This window comes from Sulfuriroseicoccus oceanibius (genome assembly GCF_010681825.2).
GTDB lineage: Bacteria > Verrucomicrobiota > Verrucomicrobiia > Verrucomicrobiales > SLCJ01 > Sulfuriroseicoccus > Sulfuriroseicoccus oceanibius.
Map to the genome: position 1 here is coordinate 1,462,608 of NZ_CP066776.1, position 15,985 is coordinate 1,478,592.

The following is a 15,985-nucleotide window of genomic DNA, read 5'->3' on the forward strand; positions in this document are numbered from 1 at the left end:
AATGGGGCGTGCGAGATCTGATCGCGCGCCCCATTTTTTGTGTCGCAGAGGAGCGGTGGTGCCCGGTGCTGCGCAAAATTTGGATTAGTGGTAGAATGTGCGGGCGATGATTTCATCCGAGCCGCGCGATAGTCGATGTGGCTCAGTAGAAAAGGAGCCACATGGCGGGTCGTTGTCAGATTTTGGGAGCTCCCGTGGATTCGGGGGCTAGAGCGCCGGGTTGTGAAATGGGACCGGCGGCGATGCGTGCTGCCGGGGTGGTGGCTACGTTGGCTGAGCTGGGCTGGGACGTAGAGGACTTGGGGGATGTGCGTGTGGACGATGTGCCGGCGATCGCGCATTCCAACCCGGCACTGCATGGACTGGGGGAGACGGTTGCGTGGACCAGGGCGCTGATGGATGCGGCTTACGCGGCGGCACGATCCGGCGCGTACGTTTTGTGTCTCGGCGGCGATCACAGTCTGTCAGCAGGGACGGTGGCGGGAGTTGCGAAATACGCGGCGGAATTGGGGCGCCCGCAGTTTGTGCTGTGGCTGGACGCGCACTCGGACATCCACACGCTCGACACGACGGTCAGCGGGAATTTGCACGGCATCCCAGTGGCCTACTTCACGGGGCAGTCTGGGTTTGATCCGTTTCCCGATGTGCCGCACCCGGTGCCGGCGGGAAATGTGTGCCTGCTTGGGATGCGGTCGGTGGACACGGCGGAAGGTGAGCGGCTGAAAGAGACTGCGATGGAGTTTCACGACATGCGGGAAATCGATGTGCGGGGCGTTTTGGTTGTGTTGGAGGGCTTTCTGCAGCGGGTCTCAGCGGCTGGAGGTAGGTTGCACGTGAGCTTGGATGTGGATTTTCTCGATCCTGGGATTGCTCCGGCGGTGACGACTCCGGTGGCGGGTGGTGCCACGTTGCGGGAGGCTCAGTTGGTGATGGAGCGGTTGAGCGACAGTGGCCTGGTGACGTCGGTAGACGTAGCAGAGTTGAACCCATTTCTCGATGAACGGGGGCGCACCTCCAAGATGCTGACCGATCTCGTGGCGCGGCTCTTTGGGAGGACGTTCCTCGAGGCTCCCACATCAACCACGTGAATCATGACAGCGAATCAGGAATCTGGAAACGAGCCTTCGCCGCTTGCCTTGGTGCCGTTTGTGTCGGTGGCGCACATGATGGAGTTGATCAACGGGCGTGGAGTCGAGCGGGTGTTGCGTGAGATTGCCGATTATATAGAGGAGGACTTTAAGAACTGGCCGCAGTTTCACAAGCAGGCGCGAGTGGCCGCGCATTCAGAGGATGGGGTGATCGAGTTGATGCCGGCGGCGGATGCGGAGCATTACGGGTTCAAGTACGTGAATGGGCATCCGAAGAACATGAGGGAGGGGTTGCAGACGGTGACCGCATTCGGGGTGTTGGCGAAGGTGGCAAGTGGGTATCCGATATTGATTTCTGAGATGACCTTGCTGACCGCGTTGCGCACAGCTGCGATGTCAGCGTTGGCAGGAAGGGAGTTGGCGGCACCGGGTGCGACGACGATGGCGATGATAGGCAATGGTGCGCAGTGCGAGTTTCAGGCGATTGCCTTCAAGGCGTTGGTTGGGATCGGATCGGTGCGTCTGTACGATGTCGATCCAGCGGCCACTGCGAAGGTGGTGCGCAACTTGGCAAACCGGGGGCTCGATGTGGTGTCGTGCGCATCGGTCGAGGAAGCGGTTGAGGGGGCGCAAATCATCACGACCTGTACTGCGGCCAAGCGGCGTGCGGTTGCCGTGGCGGACGAGTTGATCCGTCCGGGCGTGCATCTTAATGCGATTGGTGGAGATTGCCCTGGCAAGACCGAGTTGGCAGTGGAGACTCTGAGGCGGGCGTCGATCTTCGTCGAATATGAAGAGCAGACGAGAGTAGAGGGGGAGATTCAACAACTTGAGCCTTCCTCTGCGGTGACCGAGCTCTGGCAGGTTCTGCGGGGGGAGGTGAGTGGGCGGAAGGATGCTCAGGAGATCACGCTTTTCGACAGTGTGGGGTTCGCGATCGAGGACTTTGCGGCGTTGCGCTATGTCCATGACCGCGTGACTGCCGGGGCAGCGCATGAGGAGCTGGATCTGTTGGCGGACCCTGATGACCCGCGGGACTTGTTTGGCATGATCCTGCGGGCCCAGACCTAACTGATCTTAACATGGCGGGGGGCTTGAGCGATGCTTGGTTGCTTGCCGTTCAGGTAGTCCGCCGGCATCGAGGATTGTGTCTGACCGCAGACGGAAGAGCGCGCCGCCATTCCGCCGAATTGACGGATCCGCTGGTATTGTCACATCCGAGCGGGGAGGTGCGGGCGAATTGTAAGTGCTCCCGTGGTGGATCTGCGGGGGCGTTCGATCTTTCATGTGCTGGCCGTGTTACACCAATGTTGCCCCGCCTGTATTGATTGGATAAGTCTGGGCTGGAAAAACTCACTGAATGGGAGGGGATGTCTTGAGATATTCCGCCGTATCCCGAATGGTGGGACCATTCACTTGGATCACCCACGGAATAACGAACACAACGATATTATGCGAATTGGCATCTTGAATAGCGGGGGCGACTGCCCAGGACTGAACGCAGTGATTCACGGGGTCGTCGGCGCCGCGGACAAACTCGGGTGGGAAGTGGTAGGCTTCACCGATGGCTTCGAAGGCATGCTTCCACCAGCGCGCTACCAGCTGCTGGACGTGAACAACACCATGGGGATCCAGAAGTTGGGCGGTACCATTCTTGGAACCACTAACAAAGGTAACTTCGGTGCGAAAGTGGGCGCTGGCAATGTGATGGAAGTGCCACACGAGATTGTTAACTCGGCACGCAAGACATTCGACGCACTGAACCTGGAAGGTCTCGTCATCATCGGTGGTGACGGAACCCTGACCACCGCTCTGCAGCTTTGCAACATGGGCTGGCCAGTGGTCGGTGTGCCAAAGACCATCGATAACGACTTGCACGCAACCGCCCGTACCTTCGGATTCGATTCCGCAGTGACTTCGGTGGTGGACGGCTTGGACCGCCTCCAGACCACAGCTGGCAGTCACGGCCGCGTGATCGTTCTGGAAGTGATGGGACGTCACGCCGGATGGATCGCCCTGCACGGTGGTATCGCCGGTGGCGCGAATGCGATTTTGATTCCAGAGATTCCATTCGACATGGACGTCGTCTGCGAGGCTGTGAACCAGCGTGAGAAGGATGGCAACAACTTCTCGTTGATCGTGGTGGCTGAAGGCGCACTGCCAGAGGGCGGTGAGCAGAGCTTCATCCAGACCGAAGGCGCAGCCAGCTCCGAGTACCGTCTCGGTGGCATTGGCGCCCGCGTGGCGGCTGAGATCGAGAAGCGCACCGGCAAAGAAACCCGCTCGGTGACCCTTGGTCACTTGCAGCGTGGCGGATCGCCAACCGCATTCGACCGTATCCTCGGAACCTGGTTCGGTGTGGAAGCGGTGAAGTTGATCGAGAAGAAAGACTTCGGCAAGATGGTGAGCTACCAGAGCGCGAGCGTTGGAGCGGTGCCGATCGAAGATGCGGTGAACCAATTGCGCCTCGTCGACCCAGAGGGCGAAGAAGTGAATGCAGCACGTTCGGTGGGCATTTGCATGGGCAAATAAGCCTGCTCTCAGATCGAGAATTTCCCTGAGATTCAGGGGCTGATTACCGCGGTGGATGCGAATTCCACCGCGGTAATTTTTTGGGTAAAATTTCGGATGACAATCGGGGAATCGTGCCCTTAGTAAGATATGGGTGAAATTCCTCTTGGTTTAAGCTTCGACGACGTCCTCCTGGTTCCGAAATTGAGCGAGATTCTGCCTGGCGATGCAGACCTCTCGACCAATGTGACCGCCAAGCTGCGGCTCAATCTGCCGGTGCTCTCATCGGCCATGGACACAGTGAGTGAATCCGAACTCGCCATTGCTCTCGCACGTGAGGGTGGTCTCGGTGTGATCCACCGCAACAACCTGATCGAAGAACAAGCCGCCATGGTCAAACGCGTGAAGCGTTCCGAGAATGCGGTGATCTACAATCCGCTGACGGTGACGCGTCGCCAGACGATCGGACAGATCAAGGAGATCATGTTCGAGCACGGCTTCTCCGGTTTCCCAGTGGTGGGCGAAGAGGGCAAGCTCGAGGGAATGATCACCAGTCGTGACGTGCGCATCCTTGAGGATGACGCCGCCCTGGTGGAAGCCGTGATGACGCCGCTTGAGCGCCTCGTCACCGCTGCTGAGAACACGACCATCGAAGACGCCCAGCGCGTGTTGCACGAAAACCGTATCGAGAAGCTTCCGCTGATCAACGAAGCCGGCGAATTGGTCGGACTGATCACCGGTGCCGATATTGAAAAGCGTGCCGAGTTCACCAATGCAGCCAAGGACGCACACGGGCGCTTGCTCTGTGGTGCTGCGATTGGCGTGGGGCCTGACTGCGTGGACCGTGCAGTGGCACTGGCAGAAGCGGGTGCGGATGCGCTCTTCATCGATGCGGCGACTGGTCACACCTCCCGCGTGGTGGACGTGATCCGCATGGTGAAGGAAAAAGTGGATTTGCCGGTCGTGGCCGGAAACGTGGTGACCGAACAAGGTGCCAAAGATCTTTGCGATGCCGGTGCAGACGCCGTGAAAGTGGGTGTCGGTCCGGGATCGATTTGCACCACCCGTGTGATTTCGGGTGTGGGCATGCCGCAGTTTACCGCAGTGCAGAACGTGGCGCGCCACTGCCGCAAGGTGGGCGTTCCTGTGATTGCCGACGGTGGCATCCGTTACTCCGGTGACGTGGTGAAAGCTTTGGCCGCTGGTGCGGATCTCGTGATGCTTGGGTCATTGCTCGCCGGAACCCGCGAAAGTCCTGGCGCGACCGTTCACTTCGGTGGTCGTCGCTTCAAGCAGTACCGCGGCATGGGCTCGCTTCAGGCGATGCGCAAGGGCAGCGGTGACCGCTATGGTCAGAACAGCAGCGGCAAGTTGGTCGCAGAGGGCGTGGAAGCCCGCGTGCCATACAAGGGGCCATTGGCCGACGTTGTGTTCCAGCTGATGGGCGGTCTCCGCTCGGGTATGGGATATGTTGGTGCCAGCACCCTCGAGGAACTGCGCGAGCGCGCCGAGTTCGTCCGCATCACCGCCGGCGGATTGCGCGAGAGCCACCCTCACGACATCACCATCACCGAGGAGCCGATCAACTACCAGCCGTCCAACTAACGGCGATCGATTCTCAACGTATCAATTACCAGCGACTCCACTCGATTCATGGAAGAAATCAACCACGTTGCGGTCCTCGACTTCGGTTCGCAATACACACAACTCATTGTTCGCCGAGTGCGCGAACTCGGATACTTCGCCAAGCTCTACCGTCCTGAGGACGTGGCTGAGATTGGCAAGCCTGGTGCCATCATTCTTTCCGGCGGGCCGAAGAGCACGTCGGAGGCGGATGCTCCGGACATCGACTTTGCCACGCTTGATGCCTACGGCGTTCCTGTGCTTGGTGTTTGTTACGGCATGCAGTTGCTGAACATTAAGTTCGGTGGCGAAGTGAAAGCCAGTGACAAGCGCGAGTACGGCCAGGCCATCATGAAGCCGGTGGCTTGCGAGGGGCTGTACGAAGGCGTTTCCGCTGAGTCCCAGGTTTGGATGAGCCATTCCGACACGGTGAGCAATTTGCCGGACGGATGCAGCGTGATTGCGGTCAACCAGCACGACACACCGGTTTCCCTCCAGTGGGGTGAGCGTTACTTCGGTATCCAGTACCACCCGGAGGTGACCCACAGCCACGAAGGAACCCGTATTCTCGGCAACTTCCTGATGATGGCGGGTGATCTCCAGCCATTCCGCATCGAGGAGTTCCGCCGTGAGATCATCGACGGCATCCGCGACCGCGTGGGTGACAAGCAGGTCGTGTGTGGTGTGTCCGGTGGTGTGGATTCGACCGTGCTTGCCGTGCTTCTGCACGAGGCTGGTGTGAACATGCGCGCCATCTTTGTCGACAACGGATTGTTGCGTAAGGACGAGGCCGCCGAGGTGGTCAACAACTTCCACCGCATGGGCGTGCCGATCGAGAAGGTGGATGCTTCCGAGCGCTTCCTGACCGCGTTGGCAGGTGAGACCGCTCCGGAGAAGAAGCGTGTCATCATTGGCAACCTTTTCCTCGACGTCTTCTGGGACGCTGTGGGGGATGCTGAAATTCTCGCTCAGGGGACTCTCTATCCTGACGTCATCGAAAGTGCCTCGAACGAGAATTCGAAGGCCTCGAAGATCAAGACCCACCACAACCGCGTGGACCGCGTGCTCGAACTGCAAGCGCAGGGCAAGGTGCTCGAGCCATTGGCTGAGTTGTTCAAAGACGAAGTCCGCGAGCTCGGTGCGTCGTTGGGAATCGCCAAGGACATTTTGAACCGTCACCCATTCCCAGGTCCGGGCCTTGCGGTTCGTTGCCCGGGTGACATCACCAAGGAGAAGCTCGACATCATCCGTGAGGTGGATGCGATCTTCATCTCGCGCCTCAAGGATCACGGCTGGTATGACAAGGTCTGGCAGGCCTACGGTGCGTTGGTGCCGGTCAAGACCGTCGGGGTGAAGGGTGACGAGCGCTCGTACGAGTGGGCGTGCTCGCTCCGTGCCGTGGTGTCCGAGGATGCCATGACCGCGGACTGGGTGGAGTTGCCTTACAGCATCCTCCGCGAGTCGAGCAACATGATCCTTAACAGCGTCGCGGGCATCAACCGTGTGCTCTTCGACGTGTCGAGCAAGCCGCCTGCATCCATTGAGTGGGAGTAAGCGGATCGCTCTGATCGAACGATCTTAAAACAGAAGCCGGTGCGACTCAGGTTGCACCGGCTTTTTTGATGTTTGGCAGGAAACTGCCCACGCAGAGAAGGAAGGACTCAATAATTGAGCTTCCGCGTGCTGACGATGTTGCCGTCCTGATCGGAGAGGGCGATGATGATGAAGTTCGGGTTGGTTCCGATCGGGTGGAAGATGTGGGCTTCCTGGTCTGGGGCGATGTCGATGGTAAATGATCGCTCGACCCATTCGTGGGGGCGGTGGTCGGTGACGGTGGTGTACATGGGCTCACCAAAGCCACGGACCAGTTCGTCCACCGTTGCGCAGGACTTGGCGTACTTCACTGCGTCCGCCTTCTGGACCGCTGCATCGATGTGTGCAGTGAGCGCGCCCACACTGATGATCAGGAAGAGTGTGGCTGCGAGAATTCGGGCGGCTTTTGGCGGCTCGGCCATCCTTCATGATGTCCTTTTATCGGTAGTGGAGTCAATTACTGATCACGCACAATCGCTAGAGGGAGCTCTATCTATGGCTGCCTCGTGGTCGTGGATTCAGGGCTCATGCTTACCACGCGGAAGCCAAAGTGATCGTTGCCTCGGAACGGGTAGAGCGGCATTCGGTAGGTCGTGCTGAGCGTGGCCTGATGGTATTGGTAGGATCCGCCACGGACGACGCGGGCGTCGTGGGTCGTGCCTCCGGACGGGCCTCCCTTGGCATCGGCTGGAGGTTCATCGCCGTCACGGTTGATCGGGTCGCGAACGGTTCCCTGATCCTTGCAGAGTTGGTAGAAGTCGTCGCTGTACCAATCGCCGGTCCATTCCCAGACATTGCCGCCCAGGTCGTATAGGCCGAATGGGTTGGCGGGATAACTTCCGACGGGAAGGCGGAATCCAGCCCATTTCTCAGGTTCGTCGACTGCATCCGTGGAAGGGTGCCTTGTGTTGGAGGCGAAGCACTTGAAGTTGGCGAGCTTGCCGCTGATCTCTCCGGTTGAGGAGGCCCAGCGGAAGTTCTGGCCACCCTTTGCCGCGTATTCCCACTGGGCCTCGGATGGGAGATCCAGGCCATAATGGTCGGCGAATGCTTTGGCGCCGTACCAGCGGATGTTGACCGCCGGCCAATCCTCGAAGCCGGGGCGTACGGAGAACTTGTGGGTCTCGGGCGAGTAATCGATCCAGCTTTGGTTGAGCGGGTGCTCCGGAATGTTGATCGGGTGGCCGTCGAGCTTCACGTGCGACAGTCCGGCGACCGGGCTGAGGATGGTGAAGGTTTTGCCGGCGAACTTCGAGCCAGGTGCGCCGATCACTTCGTAGGCGGGGATGGAGACGAAGATCCGGACACCTCCGCCGCTGGCGTCGCCCAGCTTTACCGTGATCTCACCGGCATTCAGTGCCGCGTTGAGGTACTGGCAATACTGCGCGGTGGTGACTTCGGTGGTGCCCATGGAGAATGCGCTGATCTCGACCTGGTGGGCTGGCCCCGCTGAGCGTTCGTGGTCGCTCCCCATTTCAAACGTGCCGCCGGGGATGGGCTCGAAAGTCATCATCCAGCGCGATTCTTGGGTGCTCAAGAATCCATCGTGGTCAGCGTCGAGTTCGGCAAACAACGCAGCCGGACCGTGTGTGCGGTATTCGTCTTTTGAGATCCTGCCGTCGCGGTTGCGGTCGATTTTTGCCAATCGTGCGCTGCGGTCGAAGATCTGTGAACGGCTCTCAGCCGGACGCTTCTCCGGCTTGCCTGCTTTACTGGGTGCCGTGGGAGTCGGGCGCTCATCGTTTCCTTCGCGTGGCGGGCGCTGGCCACTTTTTGGTGGCCCCATGCGTTCCAGTTCATCTTTCGTCACGATGCCATCGCCATTGCGGTCGATGTGATCGAGGCGGGCTTTCATGCGTTCGGGTATTTCATCACCGCGCAACTTGCCGTCGCCGTCCGAGTCGAAGCGTGTCAGCAAGTTGGCCGGCGACGGGCGCTGGCCTTGTGGCGGGCCGCCTTGTGGTCGCTCGCCACTTGCTCGAGCTGGGCGTGTCGGGCGATCTGGTGCGGGCTCGGTGTCGCTGGCTCCGGTCTCCAGGCGTTGCTCCATGCGGGCGATCCTGGTGTCGGCATCGGCTTTTCCGGAGCGGGCCCATTGTCCCCAAACGCGCAAGTATTGGTGGGTGGCTAGAAAGCCGCTGTTTTCGCGATCGAGGGTGTCGAATACGTTGCGCGCGAGTTCCTTGTCGGTGAGTGGAGCGTTGTTGAGAAACTCCTGCTCGCTGGTTTTGCCGTCGCCGTTGTCGTCCATCGCGGAGATGAGAGCCTTGCCTTCATCGGTGATGATGCGGTTGAGGATGTACTCGCTTTTCGAGACCTTGCCGTCGCGGTTGCTGTCGGCGGCGCCGAAGATTCCGGCTCTGGACGCGCGGGTTTTGTAGCCGGCGTTCTCAACATATTCTTGCGCCGAATGGAAGCCGTCTCCATTGGTGTCGACGCGATCGAAGTGGTCGACGTAGTGGCTGAGGATCTTTCGGTCGATGCCGTCTTCCTGTTTGGCTCCGAGCAGTTTCAGAATGGAGGAACCCTTCACGCCGTTGATCTCGGCGGGCGCATGCGGTGGAGCGCCATCGCGCTGCTGGGCGATTAGGAGTGACGGCGAGCAGGCGAGCAGTGTGGCGAGCGCGACGTGCGCTGCATTCTGCGTGAGAGAGTGTGTGGTCATCGGTGGTCGTTGCATCGGTTCTCTCCGGTGTCGGCAGCGTCTGGCTGACACAGTTGATTGGAGGTTACGAATGCAAACGAACCCACGGCCGCGCGTTGGGTTGCGCGGAAATTGTGCTCAGGAGCAGAGAAACGTATAGGGAGAAGCGGGCTGCTCCCAATTTCTCAGGAAGGGGCTACTTCACCAACTCGATCCCATCCTCTGAGACGGTGATCTTTTGTTGTTTGTAGAGTCCGCCGACGGCTTTTTTGAATGCCTTCTTGCTCATGTGCAGGGCGGCGGTGATTTCCTCCGGTGACGACTTGTCGTTGAGCGGGGATGATCCGCCGCGGTTTTCGAGGTGGCGGAGAATAGCTTCGGCGTGGCTGTCGCGGGCCTGCTTGGTTCCTTGCAAGCAGAGGTCGATCTTGCCGTCGTAGCGGATCTGTTTGATGTAGCCCTGGATCTGCTGGCCGATTTCCAATGGTTGGAAGACCTCGTTGCTATAGAGGATGCCGGTGTGGGTACCGTTGATGATGGCTTTGAACCCAAGATCGGTGATCTGAGCGATCACGAGATCGACGGCTTGTTGCTCCTTGAAGCGATGTGGCTCTTTGTTGAGGTGTTTGTCGAGCTTGGTGGTGGCGGTGATGCGGTTGTGGATCTCGTCGAGGTAGAGGAAAACCACGTAGGAGTGACCGACGCGCATGCCGTCTCCTTGCTCCGAGAATGGGACGAGCAGGTCTTTTTCCAAGCCCCAGTCGAGGAAGGCCCCGACAGGCGTGCTTTGTTTTACTTTCAGCAGGGCGAACTCACCGACTTTTGCCTTTGGCGTTTGGGTGGTGGCCACCGGGCGGTCTTCGGAGTCGCGGTAGAGGAAGACATCGACCATGTCACCCGGCGTGAGTGCCTTGGAGGCGAACTTGCGCGGCAGCAGGACGTCGCCGAGCTCGCCGGCATTGAGGTAGGCGCCGTGCTCCGAGAGTTTGGTGACTTCGAGGGTATAAGATTGGCCGAGTGTGATCATGTTTGTGTGGGCACCTTACCGCAGATTGGGAGCGGTCGCACCCAGATGTTCAGGATCCCGGATGGTGGGGGAAATCCTGATTGCCTCGGGAGGTGGATCGGTTTTCATTGGTGCCGATGGATAACGGGAACTTGGAACGCGCGGCGATGGTAATGGACTGGCTCGGCAATGTGGCTGGGGTGAGTGAAGTCGTGGTGTGTGCGGGTGCGCGTAACACACCGCTGCTCGTGGCCGCCGAGCAGAATGATGCGCTTACCTGTTGGCGTCATTTTGACGAGCGGTCCGCCGGATTCTTTGCTCTTGGGCGAGCTCAGAGCAGTGGTGATCCGGTGGCGGTGGTGGTGACTTCTGGTACGGCTGTGGCGGAGTTGATGCCGGCGGTGGTCGAAGCGCATTATTCCGGTGTGCCGTTGGTGGTGGTGGCGGGTGACCGTCCGGCGGACTGGCGCGGGGGCGGGGCGCCGCAGAGCATCGAGCATAGCGGGATTTTCGGGACCTACGCGATTGAGGCGGACTTGATTGGTGGGGGAGAGGCTGATTTCGAGCGCTTGGTTGGCTTGCGCGAGCGCTGGACTGGCCGCGGCGCGGCATTTGTGAATGTGTGTTTTTCCGAACCTTTGTTGGCGGGCGAGCTGACGCTGCCGGACGAGCTCTCGTTCGAAGATGGCGACGAGCCTCTGGAGGATGTGGATTTTGGGTGGTGTGATGCACTTTTGGATGAGATCGACGAGAGCCGTGTTTGCGTGGTGGTCGGCGATGTGGATGAAGGCGACCGTCGCGACGTGGCGGCAGGTTTGGCCAAGTTGGGGCTACCGGTTTGGGCAGAGGTGACCTCTGGAATGCAAGCCGAACCGGTTTTGCACGAATTGTTGATCGGGGATCTGGTCGGTGTGCTCAGCCAGCCCGCGCTTTGCCCGCAGCGGGTGGTGCGTGTGGGTGGGGTGCCCAATGGACGCTTCTGGCGTGATTTGGAAGATCGGGCCGACATTGCGGTGACATGCGTGTCGCCAACGGGCCTGCGTGGACTGGGGCGGACGGCGGGGGTGACCGCGGCCGCGGGTGATGTGATGGCATTTGTTGGCTATTGGGGGGATCGTGGACCCAAGGTAGTGGATCACGATTGGCTCAAGCGCATGTACCAGGTGGGCGCCGTGCTGCGTGAGCGTGTGGCGGAGTTGGTGGCGAACTTTCCACAATCCGAGGTCGCGTTGGTGGCAGGAGCGTTGGATCAGATGCGCTCGGCGGACGCTGTCTATTTGGGTAATAGCTTGTCGATCCGGGAAGCTCAGTTGGTTTGTGATGGGGAGTTGAGCGGTGGTGTGTTTGCCAACCGCGGAGCCAATGGGATCGACGGACAGTTGTCGTCGTTCTTTGGCTGCGGAATTGGGCGCGACGAGGCGTGGGGGCTTTTCGGTGATCTGACAACGCTGTACGATTTCTCCGCGCCATGGATGTTGGATCAACTGGCAGCGCGCTCGGAGGGGACGCGCTGGCGGGTGGTAGTGATCAACAATGGAGGAGGGCAGATCTTCTCCAGATTGCCGGCGTTGGCGTCGATGTCCGACCGCGCTCGGGAATTATTGGTCAATGACTCGTCCAATGTGGACTTTGCGCAGTGGGCGGACTTGTGGGGCATGCGTCATCTGCTGGTGGCGGATGTGGCAGGCTGGGATGGTCAGGCGCTGGAGGATGCGTGGCCGATGCTGGTGGAGTTGAAGCCGGATTCGGCGCAATCCGACGCGTTTTGGGATGCGTATCGCAAGGTATCGGTCGACGTGCACGAGGCGGTTGCCGGAGCTGAGTGAGCCGCCTGGCAGGTGAAGTAAAGCAAATCAAGGTCTATGAGTCGTCAGCGGTTTATCGCACTTCATGGAATGCTGGGGGACCCGGCGGATTGGCAACCGATTGCCGACCGCGTGGGCGGTGAGTGGGTAGCGCTTGATTTGCTCGATGCGATTGAGGCCGGAGTGGAGGATTTCGAGAGCTTTTGCCGATGGCTGAACCAGGAGGTGCCGCAATCCGCCGGGGTGGAGGATTGTTTGCTCGGTTATTCGCTGGGCGGGCGGTTGGCGATGCATGCCATGGTGGCCGACCGGCAGAGGTGGCAGCACGTGGTGATCGTGTCCGCTCATCCTGGGCTCGAGGACGAGGATGAGAAAGTGGCGCGTGTCGATGCCGACGCGCTGTGGGAGGAGCGCTTTGGCGACGATGACGTAGCGTGGGATGCTGCATTGCGGATGTGGAATGCCCAGCCTGTGTTGGCGGGAGTGGGGGACGATTGGGTGGCTGGGCGGTTGGCGTTGGAGCCCAGGCGGGCTGCGGTTGCGAGAGCGATGCGTTGTTGGTCGCTCGGGCGGCAGCAGGCATTGTGGGATGATCTCGAGCGGTGCGACTTACCTTGCCTGTGGGTGGCGGGTGCCGTAGATGGGAAGTTTGCCGCGTTGTCGGAACGCGCGTCGGGGCTTTGCGTGCGCGGCGAGTTGGCTCTTGTCGATGGCGTGGGGCACCGCGTGTTGCACGAGTCGCCGGAACGTTTTGGTGCGCTTCTGCGCGATTGGGTCGCCCGAATCGGTTGACCGGACCGGTGTCGTAGTCCATCAAACGGGAAACCGATTTGATTCTCCGATCATGAGCAGCGCAACCTGGATCCTCGCCGCCCGCCCCAAGACCTTGCCCGCTGTGGTGGCTCCCGTCTGGGCCGGATGTGTTCTGGCGTGGATGCTCACAGGTGAGTGGTCGCCGTGGCTGGCCGTCTGTACGTTGGTCAGCGCCGGGCTGATTCAGATCGCGACCAATTTCTTCAACGATGCCATCGACCATAAAAAGGGCGCGGACACCGCAGCACGGTTGGGGCCTGTGAGAGCGACGGCATCCGGCTTGGTCAGCGGGCGCACCGTGATGACCATTGGGTTCGTTACGCTCGCACTCGCCTGCGTGGCGGCGTTGCCGATGATTGCCGCCCGAGGTTGGCCGGTGATCGCCATTGGTCTGCCGTCGTTGTACTTCAGTTTTGGCTACACGGGTGGACCGTTGCCGCTGGCATACCGTGGGCTGGGCGAGTTGTTCGTGATGATTTTCTTCGGGCTGATCGCTGTGATGGGCACGGCGTTCATCCAGTCTGGGCAATGGTTCACCGAAGCTCTGGTGCTGGGCTTCCAGTTGGGGGCTCTCTCGACCGCGCTGATTGCGATCAACAACCTGCGCGATGTGGAGGAGGACACGCGCTCGAACAAACGGACATTGGCGGTGCGGCTTGGCGTGGCGTTCGGACGATGGGAAATCGCCGCGCTTTATGCGGTGGCTTTCGGGTTGTCGGGCTACTGGGCGGCGATTGGCTTCGGTTGGCTTGCACTGGCGACGGTGGTTGCCGTGGCGTTGCCGGCGCTGGTCGTGGTACGCGGTGTTTGGAAGAACAAGCCCGGGCGAGTGTACAACAAATTGCTCGCGATTTGTGGCATGGGGATGCTGCTCTTTGCCGCGGCATTCCAGATTGGCGGGCTGCTGGACGGTTGATTCGTGGGGGCTCGATGATGGCGAGATTGGGCACGGGGTAGATTTCGCTTGAATATATGAGAATGAGTCTCATATTCACCCCGTGCCTAAGATGAAGACATTTTGCAAGTGGAAGGAGAAGGAGCTTCTCAAGCGTGCCGATGTGTTTGCCGATCTGGTGAGTGAGCCGCGGTTTGTGTGCCGCAAGTGCGCACGGGTGGCGAATACGAAGAAGGCGCTGTGCAAGGCGATGCCGCTTGCCACCGGGCTGAGGGTTTTGGATGAGGCTGGTTAGATCAGTTCAACATTGCACGGAAGACTTGGAGTTGTGACGCTGATGAGCGTGGCAACGCGCCACAGGAACCAACCCGATCTGATTATGATTCATCCAGAACTCGAACAAGCCATCAACGCCCAGATCAATCAGGAGCTGACCGCTTCCTACAACTACCTGGGCATGTCGACCTATTTTGACACCCAGAATCTCGACGGATTTGCCCGTTGGATGCTGTTGCAGCATGACGAGGAGAAAGTGCACGCGATGAAGTTGCTGCACTATTTGCAGGACCGTGGAGGTACAGTGAAGCTCAATGCGATCCCAGCCCCAGTGGCGACGTATTCCAACCCGTTGGAGGTGTTCAAAATGGCGCTCCAGACCGAGGTTGAGAACACGCAGTCGATCAACGCACTCTACGAGCTGGCGCTGAAACTCAGTGATCACGCGACCAAGAGTCATCTTCAGTGGTTCCTCGACGAGCAGGTTGAGGAGGAGAAGAGCATCGAAGATGTGATCGCGCTGCTGGAGCGCATCGGCGATGAGAGCGCGGGCTTGCTTTATCTCGATGACAAGCTCGGGGCGCGCAAGCCCGAGAGCGCCGACGATGCTTAGGCTACGTTCTTTTCTAAACCAAACAAAACAACCACCTCACAAACCCGCTGAATGAAACTTCGCAACCTGATCACCACCGTGTTGGCGGCCACGATCTCTGTATCGGCCGTTTCCGCAGATGAAGAGACAGTCACTGTTTATTCTTACCGTCATTATGAGGGCGACCAGAAACTCTATGAGGAGTTCACGCGTCAGACGGGGATTAAAGTGGAGACGGTGAAGGCGAAGGCGGACGCGTTGATCGAGCGGATTGAGGCCGAAGGTGAGAAATCGCCTGCGGACATTTTCATTGCGGCGGATGTGGGGCGATTGGAGAAGGCGCGTGAGCTTGGGATTCTGCAGTCGGTCACGAGCGAGGCTCTGGAGAGCCAGGTGCCGGCGCATTTGCGGGATCCGGAAGGGCACTGGTATGGCTTCACCGTGCGGGCCCGTGTGATCATGTATGCCAAGGACCGGGTGGATCCTGCGTCGATTACCAGTTACCAGGATCTGACCAAGCCCGAGTGGAAAGGGCGCATCTGCGTGCGTTCTTCATCGAATATCTACAACCAATCGCTCTTGGCGGGGATGATCGCCAACCACGGCAAGGCGAAAGCGCTGCAGTGGGCCAAGGGCGTGCGCAAGAACATGGCGCGTGCGCCTCAGGGGAGTGATCGCGACCAGATGCGGGCCGTGGCTGCGGGGATCGCCGATGTGGCCATTGCCAACACGTACTATTACGGGTTGCTTGCCAGCTCACCGGATGAAAAGGACCGCGAGGTCGCATCGAAGATTGGGCTGATCTTCCCGGATCAGGACGGCACCGGCACGCATATTAACATCTCAGGTGGTGGTGTGGTGAAGACTTCGGATAACAAAGAGGCTGCGGTGAAGCTTCTCGAGTTTCTCAGTTCGGCGGAAGCTCAGAAAACCTTCCCAACCACCACTCACGAGTACCCGCTGAACATGGATCACACGCTTTCGCCGGCGTTGGAGCCATGGGCCGCGTTCAAGTACGATCCGATCGATCTGAAGAAAGTGGGAGCATCGCGCAAGGACGCCGCCAAGCTCTTCCTCCTTTCTGGCTGGGAGTAATTTTCGGACACACGGTGGATAGGGGGCACGCGGGACATCATTGC

14 protein-coding genes are annotated in these 15,985 nt (G+C 59.7%); 11 read left to right on the plus strand and 3 right to left on the minus strand.

What is annotated here, in order from left to right:
- Nucleotides 1-161 precede the first annotated feature (161 nt).
- The 5 genes from rocF to guaA all read left to right on the plus strand — a co-directional run bounded on the left by rocF (nt 162) and on the right by guaA (nt 6,776).
- Nucleotides 162-1,088 carry an arginase gene (gene rocF, locus G3M56_RS05785; RefSeq protein WP_164362754.1) on the plus strand — a complete coding sequence of 309 codons (927 nt, stop codon included), beginning with the start codon at nt 162-164 and terminating at the stop codon, nt 1,086-1,088.
- Nucleotides 1,089-1,091: 3 nt separating this feature from the next.
- The gene (locus tag G3M56_RS05790; RefSeq protein ID WP_164362756.1) at nt 1,092-2,159 is read left to right on the plus strand and encodes an ornithine cyclodeaminase; all 1,068 of its coding nucleotides are present in this window, start codon (nt 1,092-1,094) and stop codon (nt 2,157-2,159) included.
- 381 nt (nt 2,160-2,540) lie between these two features.
- On the plus strand, nt 2,541-3,620 hold the full coding sequence (locus G3M56_RS05795; RefSeq protein WP_164362758.1) for a 6-phosphofructokinase: 1,080 nt from the start codon (nt 2,541-2,543) through the stop codon (nt 3,618-3,620).
- A gap of 129 nt (nt 3,621-3,749) precedes the next feature.
- Nucleotides 3,750-5,204, plus strand: a complete 1,455-nt coding sequence (gene guaB, locus G3M56_RS05800) for an IMP dehydrogenase (protein WP_164362760.1) — start codon at nt 3,750-3,752, stop codon at nt 5,202-5,204.
- A 48-nt stretch (nt 5,205-5,252) separates the two neighbouring features.
- Nucleotides 5,253-6,776, plus strand: coding sequence for a glutamine-hydrolyzing GMP synthase (guaA, locus tag G3M56_RS05805; RefSeq protein WP_164362762.1), 1,524 nt, complete (start codon nt 5,253-5,255; stop codon nt 6,774-6,776).
- 107 nt (nt 6,777-6,883) lie between these two features.
- Here guaA and G3M56_RS05810 read toward each other — a convergent pair whose 3' ends face one another.
- The 3 genes from G3M56_RS05810 to G3M56_RS05820 form a co-directional block, all read right to left on the minus strand.
- Nucleotides 6,884-7,237 carry a hypothetical protein gene (locus G3M56_RS05810; RefSeq protein WP_164362764.1) on the minus strand — a complete coding sequence of 118 codons (354 nt, stop codon included), beginning with the start codon at nt 7,235-7,237 and terminating at the stop codon, nt 6,884-6,886.
- A gap of 71 nt (nt 7,238-7,308) precedes the next feature.
- Entirely contained in the window at nt 7,309-9,480 is a 2,172-nt protein-coding gene (locus G3M56_RS05815; RefSeq protein WP_164362772.1) for an SUMF1/EgtB/PvdO family nonheme iron enzyme, read from the minus strand.
- A gap of 175 nt (nt 9,481-9,655) precedes the next feature.
- Complete coding sequence (locus G3M56_RS05820; RefSeq protein WP_164362774.1) at nt 9,656-10,486, minus strand: CvfB family protein; 831 nt, start codon at nt 10,484-10,486, stop codon at nt 9,656-9,658.
- 116 nt (nt 10,487-10,602) lie between these two features.
- On the opposite strand from G3M56_RS05820, the gene menD reads away from it, so the two are divergent.
- From menD to G3M56_RS05850, 6 genes are all read left to right on the plus strand, one after another.
- On the plus strand, nt 10,603-12,291 hold the full coding sequence (menD, locus tag G3M56_RS05825; protein WP_164362776.1) for a 2-succinyl-5-enolpyruvyl-6-hydroxy-3-cyclohexene-1-carboxylic-acid synthase: 1,689 nt from the start codon (nt 10,603-10,605) through the stop codon (nt 12,289-12,291).
- Between the two features lie 36 nt (nt 12,292-12,327).
- Nucleotides 12,328-13,062 carry an alpha/beta fold hydrolase gene (locus tag G3M56_RS05830; RefSeq protein ID WP_164362777.1) on the plus strand — a complete coding sequence of 245 codons (735 nt, stop codon included), beginning with the start codon at nt 12,328-12,330 and terminating at the stop codon, nt 13,060-13,062.
- A 52-nt stretch (nt 13,063-13,114) separates the two neighbouring features.
- Nucleotides 13,115-13,999: a 1,4-dihydroxy-2-naphthoate octaprenyltransferase gene (menA, locus tag G3M56_RS05835; protein ID WP_164362779.1), complete on the plus strand. Its 885-nt coding sequence runs from the start codon at nt 13,115-13,117 to the stop codon at nt 13,997-13,999.
- Between the two features lie 91 nt (nt 14,000-14,090).
- The gene (locus G3M56_RS05840) at nt 14,091-14,273 is read left to right on the plus strand and encodes a hypothetical protein (protein WP_164362780.1); all 183 of its coding nucleotides are present in this window, start codon (nt 14,091-14,093) and stop codon (nt 14,271-14,273) included.
- 84 nt (nt 14,274-14,357) lie between these two features.
- Entirely contained in the window at nt 14,358-14,867 is a 510-nt protein-coding gene (locus tag G3M56_RS05845; RefSeq protein ID WP_164362782.1) for a ferritin, read from the plus strand.
- Nucleotides 14,868-14,918: 51 nt separating this feature from the next.
- A complete protein-coding gene (locus G3M56_RS05850) occupies nt 14,919-15,941 on the plus strand; it encodes a Fe(3+) ABC transporter substrate-binding protein (protein ID WP_164362783.1) in 1,023 nt (340 codons plus the stop codon).
- The last annotated feature ends 44 nt before the right edge of the window (nt 15,942-15,985 follow it).

What these genes read in the sequence shown, in the direction of transcription:
- G3M56_RS05810 (WP_164362764.1), bottom strand. Translation starts at nt 7,237, where the DNA reads ATGGCCGAGCCGCCAAAAGCCGCCCGAATTCTCGCAGCCACACTCTTC.
- G3M56_RS05845 (WP_164362782.1), top strand. Translation starts at nt 14,358, where the DNA reads ATGATTCATCCAGAACTCGAACAAGCCATCAACGCCCAGATCAATCAG.
- G3M56_RS05840 (WP_164362780.1), top strand. Translation starts at nt 14,091, where the DNA reads ATGAAGACATTTTGCAAGTGGAAGGAGAAGGAGCTTCTCAAGCGTGCC.
- menA (WP_164362779.1), top strand. Translation starts at nt 13,115, where the DNA reads ATGAGCAGCGCAACCTGGATCCTCGCCGCCCGCCCCAAGACCTTGCCC.
- menD (WP_164362776.1), top strand. Translation starts at nt 10,603, where the DNA reads ATGGATAACGGGAACTTGGAACGCGCGGCGATGGTAATGGACTGGCTC.
- G3M56_RS05790 (WP_164362756.1), top strand. Translation starts at nt 1,092, where the DNA reads ATGACAGCGAATCAGGAATCTGGAAACGAGCCTTCGCCGCTTGCCTTG.
- guaA (WP_164362762.1), top strand. Translation starts at nt 5,253, where the DNA reads ATGGAAGAAATCAACCACGTTGCGGTCCTCGACTTCGGTTCGCAATAC.
- G3M56_RS05820 (WP_164362774.1), bottom strand. Translation starts at nt 10,486, where the DNA reads ATGATCACACTCGGCCAATCTTATACCCTCGAAGTCACCAAACTCTCG.
- G3M56_RS05795 (WP_164362758.1), top strand. Translation starts at nt 2,541, where the DNA reads ATGCGAATTGGCATCTTGAATAGCGGGGGCGACTGCCCAGGACTGAAC.
- G3M56_RS05815 (WP_164362772.1), bottom strand. Translation starts at nt 9,480, where the DNA reads ATGACCACACACTCTCTCACGCAGAATGCAGCGCACGTCGCGCTCGCC.
- guaB (WP_164362760.1), top strand. Translation starts at nt 3,750, where the DNA reads ATGGGTGAAATTCCTCTTGGTTTAAGCTTCGACGACGTCCTCCTGGTT.
- rocF (WP_164362754.1), top strand. Translation starts at nt 162, where the DNA reads ATGGCGGGTCGTTGTCAGATTTTGGGAGCTCCCGTGGATTCGGGGGCT.
- G3M56_RS05830 (WP_164362777.1), top strand. Translation starts at nt 12,328, where the DNA reads ATGAGTCGTCAGCGGTTTATCGCACTTCATGGAATGCTGGGGGACCCG.
- G3M56_RS05850 (WP_164362783.1), top strand. Translation starts at nt 14,919, where the DNA reads ATGAAACTTCGCAACCTGATCACCACCGTGTTGGCGGCCACGATCTCT.